Origin of the sequence: Lysinibacillus sp. NPDC056185, from assembly GCF_047737915.1 — a bacterium.
GTDB lineage: Bacteria > Bacillota > Bacilli > Bacillales_A > Planococcaceae > Lysinibacillus.
On record NZ_JBLLLQ010000006.1, the window covers coordinates 134,577 to 149,431 of the forward strand.

Annotated in this window: 15 protein-coding genes; 10 read left to right on the top strand and 5 right to left on the bottom strand. The window is 36.4% G+C overall.

The window, feature by feature from the left end; translation table 11 throughout:
* The first annotated feature begins 51 nt into the window (after positions 1–51).
* Positions 52–1,029 carry an N-acetylglucosamine kinase gene (locus tag ACMZ42_RS08475; RefSeq protein WP_415731158.1) on the top strand — a complete coding sequence of 326 codons (978 nt, stop codon included), beginning with the start codon at positions 52–54 and terminating at the stop codon, positions 1,027–1,029.
* 81 nt (positions 1,030–1,110) lie between these two features.
* Here ACMZ42_RS08475 and ACMZ42_RS08480 read toward each other — a convergent pair whose 3' ends face one another.
* Complete coding sequence (locus tag ACMZ42_RS08480; RefSeq protein WP_415731159.1) at positions 1,111–2,271, bottom strand: MFS transporter; 1,161 nt, start codon at positions 2,269–2,271, stop codon at positions 1,111–1,113.
* A gap of 95 nt (positions 2,272–2,366) precedes the next feature.
* Here ACMZ42_RS08480 and ACMZ42_RS08485 point away from each other — a divergent pair, with 95 nt between their 5' ends.
* The 5 genes from ACMZ42_RS08485 to ACMZ42_RS08505 all read left to right on the top strand — a co-directional run bounded on the left by ACMZ42_RS08485 (position 2,367) and on the right by ACMZ42_RS08505 (position 6,764).
* Positions 2,367–3,245, top strand: a complete 879-nt coding sequence (locus tag ACMZ42_RS08485; protein ID WP_415731160.1) for a LysR family transcriptional regulator — start codon at positions 2,367–2,369, stop codon at positions 3,243–3,245.
* A gap of 180 nt (positions 3,246–3,425) precedes the next feature.
* Positions 3,426–4,187: a ThiF family adenylyltransferase gene (locus tag ACMZ42_RS08490; protein WP_415731161.1), complete on the top strand. Its 762-nt coding sequence runs from the start codon at positions 3,426–3,428 to the stop codon at positions 4,185–4,187.
* Positions 4,188–4,529: 342 nt separating this feature from the next.
* On the top strand, positions 4,530–4,916 hold the full coding sequence (locus ACMZ42_RS08495; RefSeq protein ID WP_415731162.1) for a hypothetical protein: 387 nt from the start codon (positions 4,530–4,532) through the stop codon (positions 4,914–4,916).
* A gap of 170 nt (positions 4,917–5,086) precedes the next feature.
* Positions 5,087–5,647 carry a hypothetical protein gene (locus tag ACMZ42_RS08500; RefSeq protein WP_415731163.1) on the top strand — a complete coding sequence of 187 codons (561 nt, stop codon included), beginning with the start codon at positions 5,087–5,089 and terminating at the stop codon, positions 5,645–5,647.
* Between the two features lie 400 nt (positions 5,648–6,047).
* The gene (locus tag ACMZ42_RS08505) at positions 6,048–6,764 is read left to right on the top strand and encodes a hypothetical protein (RefSeq protein ID WP_415731164.1); all 717 of its coding nucleotides are present in this window, start codon (positions 6,048–6,050) and stop codon (positions 6,762–6,764) included.
* Between the two features lie 135 nt (positions 6,765–6,899).
* Here ACMZ42_RS08505 and ACMZ42_RS08510 read toward each other — a convergent pair whose 3' ends face one another.
* Positions 6,900–8,189 carry a replication-associated recombination protein A gene (locus tag ACMZ42_RS08510; protein WP_370075378.1) on the bottom strand — a complete coding sequence of 430 codons (1,290 nt, stop codon included), beginning with the start codon at positions 8,187–8,189 and terminating at the stop codon, positions 6,900–6,902.
* Positions 8,190–8,385: 196 nt separating this feature from the next.
* Between ACMZ42_RS08510 and cymR the strand changes: the two genes are divergently transcribed.
* The 4 genes from cymR (at position 8,386) to ACMZ42_RS08530 (ending at position 11,952) form a co-directional block, all read left to right on the top strand.
* Positions 8,386–8,805: a cysteine metabolism transcriptional regulator CymR gene (gene cymR / locus ACMZ42_RS08515; protein ID WP_132356936.1), complete on the top strand. Its 420-nt coding sequence runs from the start codon at positions 8,386–8,388 to the stop codon at positions 8,803–8,805.
* Positions 8,806–8,884: 79 nt separating this feature from the next.
* Complete coding sequence (locus tag ACMZ42_RS08520) at positions 8,885–10,033, top strand: cysteine desulfurase family protein (RefSeq protein ID WP_402870286.1); 1,149 nt, start codon at positions 8,885–8,887, stop codon at positions 10,031–10,033.
* A 52-nt stretch (positions 10,034–10,085) separates the two neighbouring features.
* Positions 10,086–11,210 (top strand): tRNA 2-thiouridine(34) synthase MnmA, encoded by a 1,125-nt coding sequence (gene mnmA, locus ACMZ42_RS08525; protein ID WP_370075376.1) that lies wholly within the window; start codon positions 10,086–10,088, stop codon positions 11,208–11,210.
* 82 nt (positions 11,211–11,292) lie between these two features.
* Positions 11,293–11,952, top strand: coding sequence for a tetratricopeptide repeat protein (locus ACMZ42_RS08530; RefSeq protein WP_415731165.1), 660 nt, complete (start codon positions 11,293–11,295; stop codon positions 11,950–11,952).
* Between the two features lie 650 nt (positions 11,953–12,602).
* Here the strand turns inward: ACMZ42_RS08530 and ACMZ42_RS08535 are convergent.
* From ACMZ42_RS08535 to hisA, 3 genes are all read right to left on the bottom strand, one after another.
* Positions 12,603–13,346 carry a GTP pyrophosphokinase gene (locus ACMZ42_RS08535; RefSeq protein ID WP_415731166.1) on the bottom strand — a complete coding sequence of 248 codons (744 nt, stop codon included), beginning with the start codon at positions 13,344–13,346 and terminating at the stop codon, positions 12,603–12,605.
* Between the two features lie 171 nt (positions 13,347–13,517).
* Positions 13,518–13,805, bottom strand: a complete 288-nt coding sequence (locus tag ACMZ42_RS08540; protein WP_415731167.1) for a hypothetical protein — start codon at positions 13,803–13,805, stop codon at positions 13,518–13,520.
* Positions 13,802–14,569 carry a phosphoribosylformimino-5-aminoimidazole carboxamide ribotide isomerase gene (gene hisA, locus ACMZ42_RS08545; RefSeq protein WP_415731168.1) on the bottom strand — a complete coding sequence of 256 codons (768 nt, stop codon included), beginning with the start codon at positions 14,567–14,569 and terminating at the stop codon, positions 13,802–13,804. The genes ACMZ42_RS08540 and hisA overlap by 4 nt, the downstream gene beginning before the upstream one ends.
* Positions 14,570–14,855 lie beyond the last annotated feature (286 nt).

The following is a 14,855-nucleotide window of genomic DNA, read 5'->3' on the forward strand; positions in this document are numbered from 1 at the left end:
GCTATAGCGACAGCCAAGCTAAGGCAAAATCTAGATGAAAGGAGTAAAGATATGTATGTATTAGCGATTGACGGTGGGGGAACGAAAACGTCAGCAGTGATTTGTGATGAACTGGGCAATGTTTATGCTAAAGTAGTAACGACTCGCAGTAACCCAACAGCTATGGGTATTCAATATTTTAGGTCAACGATTCATGATATACTACAAAATTTACAGCAACAGAATTCGCAAGTATTTGCAGCAATAGATAGTTGTTTTGCTGGCATGGCTGGTGTCAAGGAGCTACAGGCAGAGGAAGTTGTAGAAGCGATAGTACGTCAATACGTTCCTAAAACAGCACCTGTGATTGTTGATAATGATGCTCTAATTGCACTTTATGCAGGCACACTTGGGCAGGCTGGTATTGTGCAAATTGCAGGGACAGGCGCTATTACGATGGGCTACGATCGTGAGCAACATTTTCATAGAGTTGGCGGCTGGGGTTATCTTTTTGATGATGAAGGCAGTGGCTATGATTTAGGTGTTCAAGTGCTGAAGGCTATTTTTCAAAGCTATGATGGGCGAGGAGACCCAACAGCATTGACAGATGTAGTATTACGTTATTTTTCTGTAGAAAATGTACCACAATTAATAGAGCGCATATATGGAGAAGAGCATCCTCGGACAGTGATTGCACCGTTAAGTAAATATGTTTTTGACGTGGCAGAAGAAGGTGATCCTGTTGCTATTAAAATCATTGAGGATGCAAGTAAGAAATATTATGTGGCGATTAAAGCATGTTACGCTCATATGACTTGGGAGGAAGGGAAAGTACCTGTTGTATTAGTGGGTGGCGTTTTTAATAATGAAACATATTTTGTACCGAAATTACAGCAATTCGCACAGGCTGACGAGATACCATTGCAATTTATGGCACCAGTTTTACAACCAATCGGCGGGGCGGTAATTGCAGCTTTCAAGCAAATAAATATTCAAATTGCTTCAGAGTTTGTAGGGGATTTCCAGAGAAATTATGAACGGTGGAAATAACGAATTCTATTTGAAATATAGAAACCTAGAACATAAATCCATTTTGAAAAATATCAGAATGGATTTATGTTGTTATTTTAATTAATCTAGTATTAGTTTGTCTTTATTAAGTTTAAATGAATAAGCAGCCACTATTAATGCCACTAATACCATTAAGCCTCCAAGCCATATTAAATTGAAAACACTTGAATATTCTATTATCAATCCACCTAATCCAGCTCCTAAAGTCATACCAATATTCATGATGGCTGTGTCGAAACTTATAATAATTTCTGAGGATTTTGGCTTTAAAGAAGTCAGATAATATTGTTTAGCCGGGGTAGTTGTCCATGCTGCAGTTGCCCAAATGATAATTGTCATGAACGCTCCTATTGTTGAGAAAATAGTAAATGTTAAAACAAATAAAGCTAAGGAATGTATGGCAAGGCTTAAATATATCGTACGAGAAGAACCCCACTTGTCGACGGCATACCCGCCAAAACGAGAACCGAAAAACGCAAAAATACCTAGAATTAGAAGAGATATACTTATTATTTCTATAGAAAATCCTGCATATGAGCTTAAAATAGGAGAAATATAAGCAAAAACAAATGTATAACCGAGAATCCAAAATACGGTTATAAATAGCCCACTAAGTAAGCGCTTATCTTTTAAAAGTAGTAATTGTTCTTTAATGGGCATTGGCGTTGCCCCATCTAATTTAGGTAAATATTTAGAAAGTAAAATAATAGTAAGTAGCGTTATACCTCCTATAATAAGGAAAATGTTATGCCAATCTATATATGCTGCAATGAATGTACCAATTGGTACTCCAAGTGCTAACGAAATTGTGAACCCTGTAATTACCGTTGCCATTGCACTGCCTCGCTTTCCAGGCTTAGCAAGGTAGGAAGCGTAGTTTGTAGCTACAACAATAAATAAGCCTCCACTCATTGCTAGCACTACACGGGATAGCATTAAGAGAGCATAATTAAAGCTGAAAAAAGCAAGGATATTTCCAATTAAAAAAGTAATCAAGGAATAGATTAGTACTTTTTTTCTAGCAAAATTTGATGTGACTATTACTAAAATAAGTGCCCCTATAGCATAGGATAAGGAATACATGGTTATTAGTTGACCAGCAATTGCAATAGATACATTTAAATCTGAGGAAATTATTTCTAATGTTCCTGATACAACAAATTCAGCAGTACCTGTTAAAAAGGCACCTAATGCTAATAAATAGATGACATATTGTTTCAATATTTTCACTCCTTTTAAAAACTTGTTATCATTTTATCTAACATGCTACTATGAGTAAAATTGATGTTTTTCATTAAGGAGATGAGTAAATACTCATGACAATCACTCGTTTTGAAATATTTAGTAAAATTGCTGAGTTAGAGAGCTTTACGAAAGCCTCTGAGCAATTAAATATGACGCAATCTGCTGTAAGTCATGCCATCGCTAGTCTAGAAACAGAATGGGGAGTTATTTTAATTAATCGTGATCGAAGAAAGGGGATTACGCTTACTGAAATAGGTCAAAAAACACTTGTTCATATTAGGGAAATATTAAAACGAATGGAGAATATTAATCAAGAAATTGCCTTAACGAAAGATTTAGAAATAGGTACAATTCGTTTAGGTACTTTTGCGAGTGCTTCTTCATGTTTATTACCCAGAATACTTTCTGAATTTCAGAAAAAATATTCAAAGATAGAATTCAAATTTTATGAGGGTTCTTATGAAGAAATTACCGAATGGTTACATACTGGAATTGTAGATATTGGCTTTGTGGTTGAAACAGGCTCAAACGCAACATTTGAAATAATTCCACTTATCAAGGATGAAATGGTTGTGGCATTTCCTTTGAATCATAGATTTAGTCATCATGAAATTGTAAATATTCAGGAGTTACAAAATGAACCTTTTATTATGCCTACTGGTATGTATCAATGGCATATTCAGGAGTTATTTGAATTAGGAAATATAAAACCTGCTATTCGTTTTGAAGTACATGATTGTAATACAATAGCTAATATGGTACAGGAGGGGCTCGGTGTTACTATTGGTCCTGAATTGTTTTTAAAAACTCAGCAACATTTACAAATTGGAAGCTTGAGTATAACGAATTGGCGTAATGTATCATTAGCTTGTCCCTCTGTAGATGATGCTCCACCTGCAGTTAAAGAATTTATTGCAATCGCGAGGAAGGTTTTTAAAAATAAGAAATAATAATTTTCCTGCCATTCCTAGATTTCGAAATCGGCTTTTTAGAGACTAAAGTATTTTGTTAGGATTACATGTTATAATTTTCACTTGATAAATAACGTGATAAAATATAATATAGTTTTGATTTTCTTACTATTTGACTAGGTTTACTAATAAAAAATTCAATAGACGGAGAGTGTAAGGATGTTACATCAATTTTCACGTAACGAGCTCGCAATAGGAACAGAGGGACTCGAAAAATTAAAAAATACAACGGTAGCCATTCTTGGTGTAGGTGGTGTAGGTTCATTTGCAGCTGAGGCATGTGCGCGAAGTGGTATTGGCCGCATTATTTTGGTAGATAAGGATAATGTTGATATTACGAATGTTAATCGTCAATTAGTTGCCTATCTTTCAACGGTCGGACAATCTAAGTCAGGTGTCATGAAAGAGCGTATTGCTGATATTAATCCAGAATGTGAAGTAATCGATATGCATATGTTTTATACAGAGGAAACATATGAGGAATTTTTCGCGCAAGGCATAGATTATGTCATTGATGCAAGTGATACAGTGATGTATAAAATTCATATTATGAAGGAATGTTTAAAGCGTAAAATTCCAATGATATCTAGCATGGGTGCAGCCAATAAAATGGATCCAACTCGTTTCAAAATTGCAGATATTTCTAAAACGCACACAGATCCATTGGCTAAAGTAATCCGTACAAAATTACGTAAGGATGGTATTCATAAAGGAGTAACGGTTGTGTTCTCAGATGAGAGTCCTATTGTTGTTCGTCCAGATGTTGTAGAGCATGTAGGAAAACCGGATGCGGCTATCCGTAAAGCAAAAATGCCTCCATCTTCCAATGCCTTTGTTCCTTCAGTGGCAGGCTTAATCGCTGCCAGCTGGGTAGTGAATACAATCTTAAAAGATGTAAAAATTACACGTGTACAAGATTAAAACAACTTTGAAATATCTGTTATGTCGATAAATATAAAAAGTTAGTCGATAAATTCAAAACTTTCATCGATAAATTAACAATATCCATCGATAAACTCAAATAATTTCTCGATAAAATAAAAGTGGAACGAAATCACCCTTAGTAATGGTGATTGGCCATTTTATGGAAGTAGCTGTCTCAATTGAAGACAGCTGCTTTTTCTATGCTACAATAGGAGCGTTGTAAAAAAAGGGATCTACGATATTTGCTAGGGTATCTATACAATTTGAGATGTTTGGACGGCTTTATATTACGACTCCTCCAACATTTGCTGTAGAACCTACAAAAGGAGGCGTTTTATTATGGAGCAAATCTATCAAATGGAATATAGAGGCTTAAATCTATTCGATGAAATTAGTACAGTAGAATTAGCTATTGATGAAGAAGGGCAAACAATTCACATTTTTGATGTTGGACAAGTTGTTAGCCCTATTTTTAATTTTGATGTTTCGGCCTACGAGCTATCAGATGGTTTTTATAAAATGGCGGATATACTTCGACATAAACGTATATTGACAAATCAACAGCCAGGTAATGAATTAACGCTTAGCGAGTGGTTAATTACAAATACTGCCTATTTTTATATGCCACAAAAAAGAATAAAAAAATATGCTCAAGGAAGTATTATAGAAATAGTTGATCGAACGAAAGAGCAATCTTTATTTGCTGATTATGTACAAAGAATATAATTCTACCAAAATTGTTCGCATAAGGTGCTAAAAATGCTATTAATTCACTAAATTGCCTTATTTTTTTCATGTACCCACTTCTTTATTTGGTTTATTGCTATAATTTTAATAATTCCAATAGATAATAAAAAAGTTTGTTTGGATGTGCAGGACTGCCTAGGGGAGTAGGAATGACGTTTAGAAAACAAATGACAACATGGGAGAGTGGGAAAATGGAAATTCAAGTAATTCGTGATCATTTAGACATTGTAAAACTTCAAGAGAAAATGAATGATATTGTATTTGACTATTTGGATACATCTAATAATTATCCAAAGGCTATGAGGGAACTAAATCCTTTATATACACAGGCTACAACATTTTATAAAGAGTATTTAGACAATAGAGCGGGTGAATTACCAAGTGCCAATACATATTGGCATTTGTTTATAGATTGCTGTGCAAAGCTGTGTTACTTTTTAGCGGCATCAACGTATTATTCAACCAATGAGTTACAAAAAACACCCGAAAAAGTTGAGCAATTATTAACGATTGCTGCCTATTCTTTACCTAGCATTGACCAGGAAGAGAATGAACAATTATTAGCAGCAATTTTTGCACTTTATCGTGAAGTAGTAGGGGATGAAGAGAAAACATCATCATTACGAAATGCGGTGCTTGAACAAAAAGGTTCAATCAAACAATGCTTACAACAATTTAAAGTATTTGTTGATAATGAAATGACGAAATAATTTAAGAGTGATTGAATCATTTTTTTAAAATAATATAACAACTAGAATCTGCTTACTTTTTGAGGTTGATCCACCAATCCTTACAGTACTCTGCTTTGTGAGGGTGATTGGGTTTCAAGTTCTTAAAGTATTGCAGATTTTTTTGTGAATGTTAATAGATTATAGTGAGAAGACCGTGAAGTCCGTTATTGTAGTGTTAAAATTTTGTTGTGCGAAAATAAAAAAAGGACTTTTTTCTTAAAAGGTATTTATAAATTTTTGTCGAAATATAGTTAAAAATTGCAAATCTATTTGCAAGCTTTATGGCTCAGTATCAATAGTAACGGAAATTAACCATACGTTATGGTGGTGATGAAGGTTTATTCCATGCTGTATGAATTTATAGGAAAGGGGCCGTTCAATGTTAGTAAACGGTATCGAAATCGATTTGGCGAAATTAGAAAAACCGCTCTTATTAGTAAGTGAGGATGGGGAACTTCTATTTCGACAGTTAATACAAGAAACACCTGAACATGAGCTTACCCAATGCCAATTAGCCCTCTCGACAAGAAAATCTATCTCATTAGTAAGGGATTTCTGGTTCGCTATGTATAAAGATCGAGAAAAATTATATATCAACAGTGGACATGCGCTCCTGTATCCAATTCGTTTAATCATATTCGAACTTGTGACACAAGACGATTCCTTTAAACGTTTGTCGAAAAAATCTTTTGGAGATGAGTGTTTGTCACTTATTTATGCCATTGTCCTATTACAATTTGTCTTACGGTGGATAAAGGAACGTTTTAGTGATAACAAGGAAGTTTATGAGTCATTAAAATTATTATATAGAACAACTGATGATAATATAGATGATCAATCCTCTCCATCAAGAGAGCAATCAATTGGTCAAGCAATTGCTGTAAAAGCAATACGTTCTGAAGTACGGGAGAACACCCAGGAATTTGCTAGTCTACTTTATCAAACCTACAATTTTCTTCATTATTTACATGATATCGAAAAGGACAAAGAGGAGAAAGAAACGACGAGACTGCCAACGATGAAAAATGTAGAAGATGCATTTAACCAATTTTACAAAACACGCTATACAACAAATAAGGCAATCTTTACAGGATGATTGTTTAGCAGTCTGTCCTGTTTTTTTAGAGAAAGTAATAAGATAAAAAATAAGGCGCTTCTTGTTAAAATTGAAGTGCGATTGAAGTGCCCTATTTTCATGAAAAACATTATTATATGTTTTTCAGTAACCTTATTACTTTTTATCCTTATGAAAAGATTTAAGCTTTTCATAGATTCCTGCCATTCGTTTTTCTTCACCCGCAATAACAGGTTTATAATATTCTGTGCCTACAAGCTCATCCGGTAAATATTGCTGGTCTACCCATCCACCAAATGTTCCGATAGGGCTATTGTGGGGATATTGATAGCCTACATGACCTAAATCTTTTGCCCCTTCATAGTGAGCATCGCGTAGATGATGTGGAATATCGCCTGTTTTTCCCGCATGAATGCTGGCAATGGCGGCATCAATCGCACCAATTGCAGAATTAGATTTGGATGCAAGGCACATTTCAATAACAGCACTTGCAAGCGGAATACGCGCCTCTGGTAGCCCTAAACGCTCTGCCGCTTGCACAGCCGCAAGCATATGCGGTCCTACTTCAGGGTTGGCAAGGCCTATATCTTCATAAGCCATGACAAGTAAGCGTCGACTAACAGCTACTAAATCACCTGTTTCCAATAAATGAGCTAAATAATACATTGCTGCATTCGTATCACTTCCACGAACTGATTTTTGTAATGCAGATAGCAAATTATAAAAATTGGATCCTTTTTTATCACCATAAACGCCAATTCTGCCTACAAGATGCTCAATGATATGATCAGCAGCGATTGTTTGACCGTCTACTTCATCACTAGCATAATAAATTGATTCAAGCAAAGTTAATGCCTTCCGTGCGTCACCATTAGCTGCTTCAGCAATTTGATTAATTTGATGATCTGTTAATACAAAGTGATATTTACCAAGCCCGCGCCTTTCATCAGAAAGTGCTTTTTTTATAAGCTCGATTATATTTTCTTTCGTTAAACGTTTTAGTTGATATATTTCTCCACAACGTGAGCGGATAGCGGGATTGACATCATGGTACGGATTTTCCGTTGTAGCTCCAATTAACACGATGGAGCCGTTTTCAACATGTGGCAACAAAGCATCCTGCTGTAATTTATTAAAACGATGAATCTCATCCAAAAAAAGAAGGACTTTTCCTGAGATTCTAGCTTCCTGTACAATATCCTCGACGTCCTTTTTACCAGCACGAGTAGCATTAAGTGCGAAAAAGGGGAGCTTCGAGCTTCCTGATATGGCATTCGCTATTGACGTTTTGCCGATACCTGGCTCACCGTATAGCAGCATGGATGGAACATGTTCATTTTGAATCATTTTATAAAGAGCGGTGTTAGGACCGATAAAATCTTGGTGTCCTACAATTTCATCAAGGGTTAAAGGACGCATGCGAAAAGCGAGTGGTTCATTATGCATTAAAAATTCCCCCTTTCAACTGTTTTCAATGATTTTTTGTGCTTAGAATGAAGCGTTACACAATATTTTGCCTAACTATACTAAAGCGCAATTAATAGTATATCATAACCTTCCAAGAGTATTTCCGAGTTCTTCGAGAGGAGATTATGATATACTGTTGGTAGTATTTTTGACTAGACTATTTGAGGGTGATAAAATGAAAATTTCTACAAAGGGCCGTTATGGTCTAACGATTATGATTGAATTAGCAAAGCATTATGGAGAAGGACCTATTCCGCTACGCAAAATTGCTGCTGAAAAGGATCTTTCTGAGGCATACTTAGAGCAGTTAGTGTCACCATTACGTAATTCAGGCTTAGTGAAAAGTGTACGCGGTGCATATGGTGGGTATATGCTAGCAAATCCACCAAGTGAAATTTCAGCAGCTAATGTTATTAGCGTGTTAGAGGGTCCAATTCAACCTGTAGAAGGTATTGAAAATGAAGAGGCACCTCAGCGAGAGTTATGGCTCCGTATTCGTGATGCTGTGAAAAATGTATTAGATACAACGACGATTGAGGATTTAGCTCAATATACTGAGGAAAATGTAGCGGAAGGCTATATGTTCTATATTTAAAATTAGGCTAAAGCACATCTCTCTATCCTGAGGAAGGGAGATGAGTCTTTAGCGCTTTTCGTACAAAGGAGTTTTCAACATGAATTCATATATTTATCTCGATCATGCAGCGTCATCACCAATGAATGACAAAGTAATAGACGCTATGACTACAGCAATGCAACAGGTTTATGGGAATGCATCAAGTATTCATGGGATAGGTCGAGAGGCACGTAAATATTTAGATAATGCACGTGAAATACTTGCCCAATCAATTGGTGCTGAACCTGGAGAAATTATTATAACAAGTGGTGGAACAGAGGCGGATAATACGGCTATTTTTGGCACTGTTTATGCACGGGCTGCTGAAGGGAAGCATATCATTACCACACAAATTGAACATCACGCGGTGTTACATACTTGTGAAAAGCTTGAGCGAGATGGCTTTGATGTGACATATTTGCCAGTTGATGGGAATGGACGTGTTTCTGTAGAAGATGTGCGAAATGCATTAAGAGAGGATACAATTTTAGTAACGATTATGTACGGCAATAATGAAGTTGGTTCGATTCAACCGATTGCTGAAATTGGTGACTTGTTACGTGAACATAAGGCTATTTTCCATACAGATGCTGTTCAGGCATATGGTTTAGAGTCAATTAATGTTACTGATCTACATGTTGATTTACTAAGTGTTTCAGCACATAAGATTAATGGTCCTAAAGGTATTGGTTTCCTATACCAAAAAACAGGAACACCATTCACTAGTTATGCATTAGGGGGAGCACACGAGAAAAAACGTCGTGCAGGTACTGAAAATGTTCCTGCAGTGATTGGTTTTGCGACTGCAGTGCAAATTGCGAATGAGTTGCGAGAAGAAAAGCGCGTGCTATACAATCGCTTTAAGCAAATTATGCTGGATGTTTTCACGAAAGAAAATCTAGCTTTTCATATGAATGGAGATTTAGACAATACGCTCCCACACGTTTTAAATGTAAGTTTTTCTGGTATGGAAGTAGAGTCATTCCTAGTAAATCTTGATATGGCGGGTATTTGTGTATCGAGTGGTTCTGCTTGTACTGCTGGTTCCATTGACCCATCACACGTTTTAGTTGCGATGTTTGGACAAGAGGCAGAAGAATTACGTAACTCGATCCGCTTTAGCTTCGGTCAAGGTTTAACAGAAGATGATGTACAACATGCAGCTGAAAAAACAGCGGCGATTGTAAAAAGACTGGCAAAAAAATAATTGTTAAAAATATACATTTAATGGAATTTGAATAAAAGAAAAGGTGACCAATATGAAAGAAACACGTGACCCCTCACAAATTCGTGTTGTAGTCGGCATGTCGGGTGGGGTAGATTCTTCGGTTGCTGCATATTTGCTAAAACAACAAGGATATGAAGTAATCGGGATATTTATGAAAAACTGGGATGATACAGACGAAAATGGCGTTTGTACAGCTACAGAAGACTATGATGATGTGATTAAAGTATGTAATCAAATCGGGATTCCATACTATGCAGTGAATTTTGAAAAGCAATATTGGGATAAGGTTTTCACATACTTTTTAGAAGAGTATAAAGCAGGACGTACGCCAAATCCTGATGTTATGTGTAATAAGGAAATTAAATTTAAAGCGTTTTTAGAGCATGCGATGGATCTTGGAGCTGATTATTTAGCGACAGGTCACTATGCTCGAGTTGATCGTAGTAGCGATGGCGAAGTTAAAATGCTTCGAGGCATTGACAATAATAAAGATCAAACGTATTTCTTAAACCAATTATCACAGGAACAATTGTCGCATGTAATGTTCCCAATTGGACATATTGAGAAAAAAGAAGTCCGTAAAATTGCGGAGGAAGCTGGGTTAGCAACAGCGAAGAAAAAAGATTCAACAGGAATTTGCTTTATTGGAGAGCGTAATTTCAAAGAATTTTTAAGTCAATATTTACCGGCGCAACCTGGTAAGATGGAGACAATGGATGGTGTTGTAATGGGTCAACATGACGGATTAATGTACTATACCCTTGGTCAACGTCATGGTCTTGGAATTGGTGGCGACGGTGAACCTTGGTTCGTGTTAGGGAAAGATTTAGAGCGTAATGTGTTACTAGTTGGACAAGGCTTCAATAATGATTCGCTATTTTCAACTTCACTGACTGCTGTGAAAATGAGCTATACTTCGACAAAAAAATTGCCCGGGAAATTTTCATGCACAGCAAAATTCCGTTATCGTCAAACAGATACACCAGTAGAAGTGGAAATTTTAGAGGATGGACGTACACATATTACGTTTGCTGAGCCAGTACGTGCGATTACACCTGGACAAGCTGTGGTACTATACGACGGTGAAGAATGTTTAGGTGGCGGTACAATCGACGAAGTCTTTAAAAATAATGAAAAACTAACATATGTAGGTTAATTTGCGAAAAGATTGCTCATACTCTTTCCTAAAGCGTATAGAGTTTAGGCAGTCTTTCGCTACATAGAGATGAGGAAAAACAATGGATTTTAACGAGCAGGGCATTCAAGCGTTTCAAGAAAAGCGCTACGAGGATGCTGCACAACTTTTCACACAAGCAATTGAAGCAGAGCCTGAAAACCCAATTGGTTATGTGAACTTCGGAAATCTTTTAGCGGTCTTAGAGGATACTGAACGTGCAGAGCGTTTTTTTCAAAAAGCAATCACAGTTGATGAAACGGCGGCAACTGCTTATTATGGTTTAGCAAATTTATATTATAATGCAGAACGATATGCGGAAGCAGCAAAGCTTTATGAGCAAGCACTAAAACATAAAATTGAAGGCGCAGATGTGTACTATATGATGGGCAAATGTTTTGAGCGAATGGAAAATCCGAAGCTTGCACTGCCATATTTACAACGAGCTTCAGAGCTTGCACCAGAAGACGCACAAATTCGTCTAGCATATGCCATCGTGCTATGTGCGCTAGAAATGTTCGAAGAAGGTAAAAAGGAATTAGACTATTTGATCGAACAGGACTGGAATAACGCAGATGCACATTATAATTTAGGTGTACTATATGCGGTATCAACTGAACAAACAGAAGATGCTATGTACCACCTAAAACAAGCCTTTACATTACAGCCAGAATACGACCAAGCACGTTATATTTATGATATGATTGCTCAGCGATTTAACTAAAATAATTTAAAAGCTCACAAACACGGAAAGGATGCCAAAATTATGTTGGTATCCTTTTAAATTATCTACAAGAGAACATTTATTAAAGTGTATCAATAAACAAAGGGTGATTTTCACTCCGAGTTGGCGCTTTCCGCGGGCTTGGCTTCAATTTCCTCGTCACTACGTTCCTACGGGGCTTTCAGCGCAAGCTCTCCCGCAGGAGTCGCCACTCTCCGTGAAAAATCAACAACTCCTCAGCAAAAGTATTATTATTATAAATAACATCCTATGCTAAATAATACATGCTAGGTGAATTGGTTGATTGGAGTGGAGGCTGGGCGACTCCTTGGGGATCAGTAATAGAGGAACGAAGGCTAAAACCATCACGTCCTGTGATAACGCCTTCGTGACCAACATCGTGTTGGCCCGAGACCCTGCAGCGAAGCGAAGCGGCTCATCGGACGCCCCCAGGAAGCTTTGCTCTGTGCGAAAGCGAAGCGTCAGCGGCAAATGTTTTATCTGCGCGAAAGCGAAGCGTCAGCGGCAAAGCGCCCAGCCGGAACGGAAATCACCCCCTCGTTGTGCCGAAGAGTAAAACTATTCATTTACATAATAGGATTTCTACAAGCTAAAAGGATGCCGAAACTAGTTCAGCATCCTTAGTTATTTTAGTCTTCATCATCATCTGAAGGATTATCAAATGGTAGTTGATATATATATTGTGCTAAATGTGCAATTGGAGTAGTTTCTAAAGTTGATGATTCTGTTTCGTTCGCTTTTAAAATATTGATTTCTTTATTAAGTCGCTCCATTTTTCGATCCAGCTCAGCTACTTGAATAGCAGCCTCCTTCAATTCAAAACGGATATGTTCAGGTACTTCTTTGTTGTATTTATAATAGATTTTATGTTCAAGGCTAGCCCAGAAATCCATTGCAATTGTACGAATTTGAATTTCGACATATACCTTCTCCATACGATCGGACATAAAAATAGGGATTTTTATAATAAGATGTAAGCTTTGATAGCCATTTCCCTTTGGATATGCAATATAATCCTTTACATCCACAACTTCAATATCATTTTGTGCCTGTAGCATCGCACTCACTTTATATATATCTTCAACAAAGGAGCAAGTGATTCGAACACCTGCAATATCACGAATATCTTCACGAATCGCTTCAATAGATGGCTCAAGGTTCTTTTTCTTGACCTTTAATAATATACTTTTCGGTGATTTTACGCGAGTGGATAAATGCTCTATCGGGTTATATTCATGGATTAGCTTAAACTCTTCTTGTAAAATAGTTATTTTCGTTTCAATTTCCTGCAAGGCAAATTTATAGACTAAAAAGAAGCGTGTTAATTCTGTTTGTAAAGTTTGTATAGTAGTTGCTTCAAGTTCATTTTTCATACTTCATAAAATCCTTTCTTTTAGTAGTAACTAAATTATTTAATATTCAATATTAGCTTAACAAAAATAGCTACTAAATAGAAATAAGGGCTCCGAATCTATGTATAATATTCTTGTTTCATAAATTTATTTTGTAAAAATAAAAAAAGGGGTGTCGAGTCCCCTTAGTAATTAAACGACAATTTCGGCATTTAAGTTGTATCGTTTATTAAATTCATCAACAAATATTTGTAAATCGATATAAATACCAATATAAGGCTCTATTTCTTGATCACATAAGAAGCCGCATGTTGTCTTTAAAGATTTTGAAAACTCAAGTAACATTTGTTCATCATCTAGCTGTATATGCAACGAAAGAGAGTTGTCTTTTGTATTTATCTTAAAATATTTGCCATCTATAATCCGTTCTAAATTTGTTTCTTGAAAAGGAAAAACATAATCCTTATATATTAACTTCACAATAACCCGCCTTTTTTGCAATAATTCACCACGTCTGAATAAGGTAAATCTCCACCGAAAATTGAAAGAGCGCTACCGATTGTAACATGAAGTTTACCAGTTGCGATTTTTTTAAAATTCTTCAAGTCGTCCAAAGAACGAACTCCGCCAGCATATGTTGTTGGAATTGTTGTCCAAGTGGCTAAATCATGCACTAAGCTTTCCTGCATACCACCTTTTTTTCCTTCCACATCAACAGCGTGAATAAGTAGTTCATCACAGAAATTTTCGATAAATGCAATAGACTCAGCATTTACTTCAAAATCACTAAACTTTGTCCATTTATCAGTAACAACAAACCATTTTCCATCGCGCAGACGGCAGCTTAAATCGATAACAAGATGTTGTTTACCAATAATCTGTACTAGTTGCTTTAGTCGATCTAAATGGAGCTTGCCATCATAGAAAATAAATGATGTGACAATAACATGGGTAGCTCCCGCATCAATATACTTTTTTGCATTTTCCGTGGTGATGCCGCCACCAACCTGCAACCCTTGAGGATATGCTGCTAATGCTGCTAATGCGGCTTCTTCGTTTCCATCACCTAGCATAATGACGTGACCACCTGTTAATTGATCATGGGCAAACATTTTTGCATAATAACTAGAGTCATGATTTGAAATAAAGTTCTCGATAACTTCTTGATTTTTATGACCTAGTGTGCTGCCAACAATTTGTTTTACTTTGCCATCGTGTAAATCAATGCAAGGTCTAAATTCCAATAGTTTCACAATCCTTCCGTGCGACAAATTCACCTTTATCATAGCATGGAAAGGTTGATAAAAACCGTGAAATGTTATTTATCACACTAATTTCAACTTCTTTCAGCAATTATTTTATGTAGCAAAAGCAACGCGACAGCTACAAATGTTTACTGTAGCGAAAAGTGAAACGGCTGTTACAAATATTCTTGTAGCGATGTCTGCTAACAGAAGTCTCCCACCTCTATAAGTGGTGAAATACGGGTTTTAATCTCTTTACAGCTGGTGTTGCCTCGTTGAAATAGAT

What these genes read in the sequence shown, in the direction of transcription:
- ACMZ42_RS08485 (WP_415731160.1), top strand. Translation starts at nt 2,367, where the DNA reads ATGACAATCACTCGTTTTGAAATATTTAGTAAAATTGCTGAGTTAGAG.
- ACMZ42_RS08500 (WP_415731163.1), top strand. Translation starts at nt 5,087, where the DNA reads ATGACGTTTAGAAAACAAATGACAACATGGGAGAGTGGGAAAATGGAA.
- ACMZ42_RS08495 (WP_415731162.1), top strand. Translation starts at nt 4,530, where the DNA reads ATGGAGCAAATCTATCAAATGGAATATAGAGGCTTAAATCTATTCGAT.
- ACMZ42_RS08535 (WP_415731166.1), bottom strand. Translation starts at nt 13,346, where the DNA reads ATGAAAAATGAACTTGAAGCAACTACTATACAAACTTTACAAACAGAA.
- ACMZ42_RS08520 (WP_402870286.1), top strand. Translation starts at nt 8,885, where the DNA reads ATGAATTCATATATTTATCTCGATCATGCAGCGTCATCACCAATGAAT.
- cymR (WP_132356936.1), top strand. Translation starts at nt 8,386, where the DNA reads ATGAAAATTTCTACAAAGGGCCGTTATGGTCTAACGATTATGATTGAA.
- ACMZ42_RS08510 (WP_370075378.1), bottom strand. Translation starts at nt 8,189, where the DNA reads ATGCATAATGAACCACTCGCTTTTCGCATGCGTCCTTTAACCCTTGAT.
- ACMZ42_RS08505 (WP_415731164.1), top strand. Translation starts at nt 6,048, where the DNA reads ATGTTAGTAAACGGTATCGAAATCGATTTGGCGAAATTAGAAAAACCG.
- ACMZ42_RS08530 (WP_415731165.1), top strand. Translation starts at nt 11,293, where the DNA reads ATGGATTTTAACGAGCAGGGCATTCAAGCGTTTCAAGAAAAGCGCTAC.
- mnmA (WP_370075376.1), top strand. Translation starts at nt 10,086, where the DNA reads ATGAAAGAAACACGTGACCCCTCACAAATTCGTGTTGTAGTCGGCATG.
- ACMZ42_RS08475 (WP_415731158.1), top strand. Translation starts at nt 52, where the DNA reads ATGTATGTATTAGCGATTGACGGTGGGGGAACGAAAACGTCAGCAGTG.
- ACMZ42_RS08490 (WP_415731161.1), top strand. Translation starts at nt 3,426, where the DNA reads ATGTTACATCAATTTTCACGTAACGAGCTCGCAATAGGAACAGAGGGA.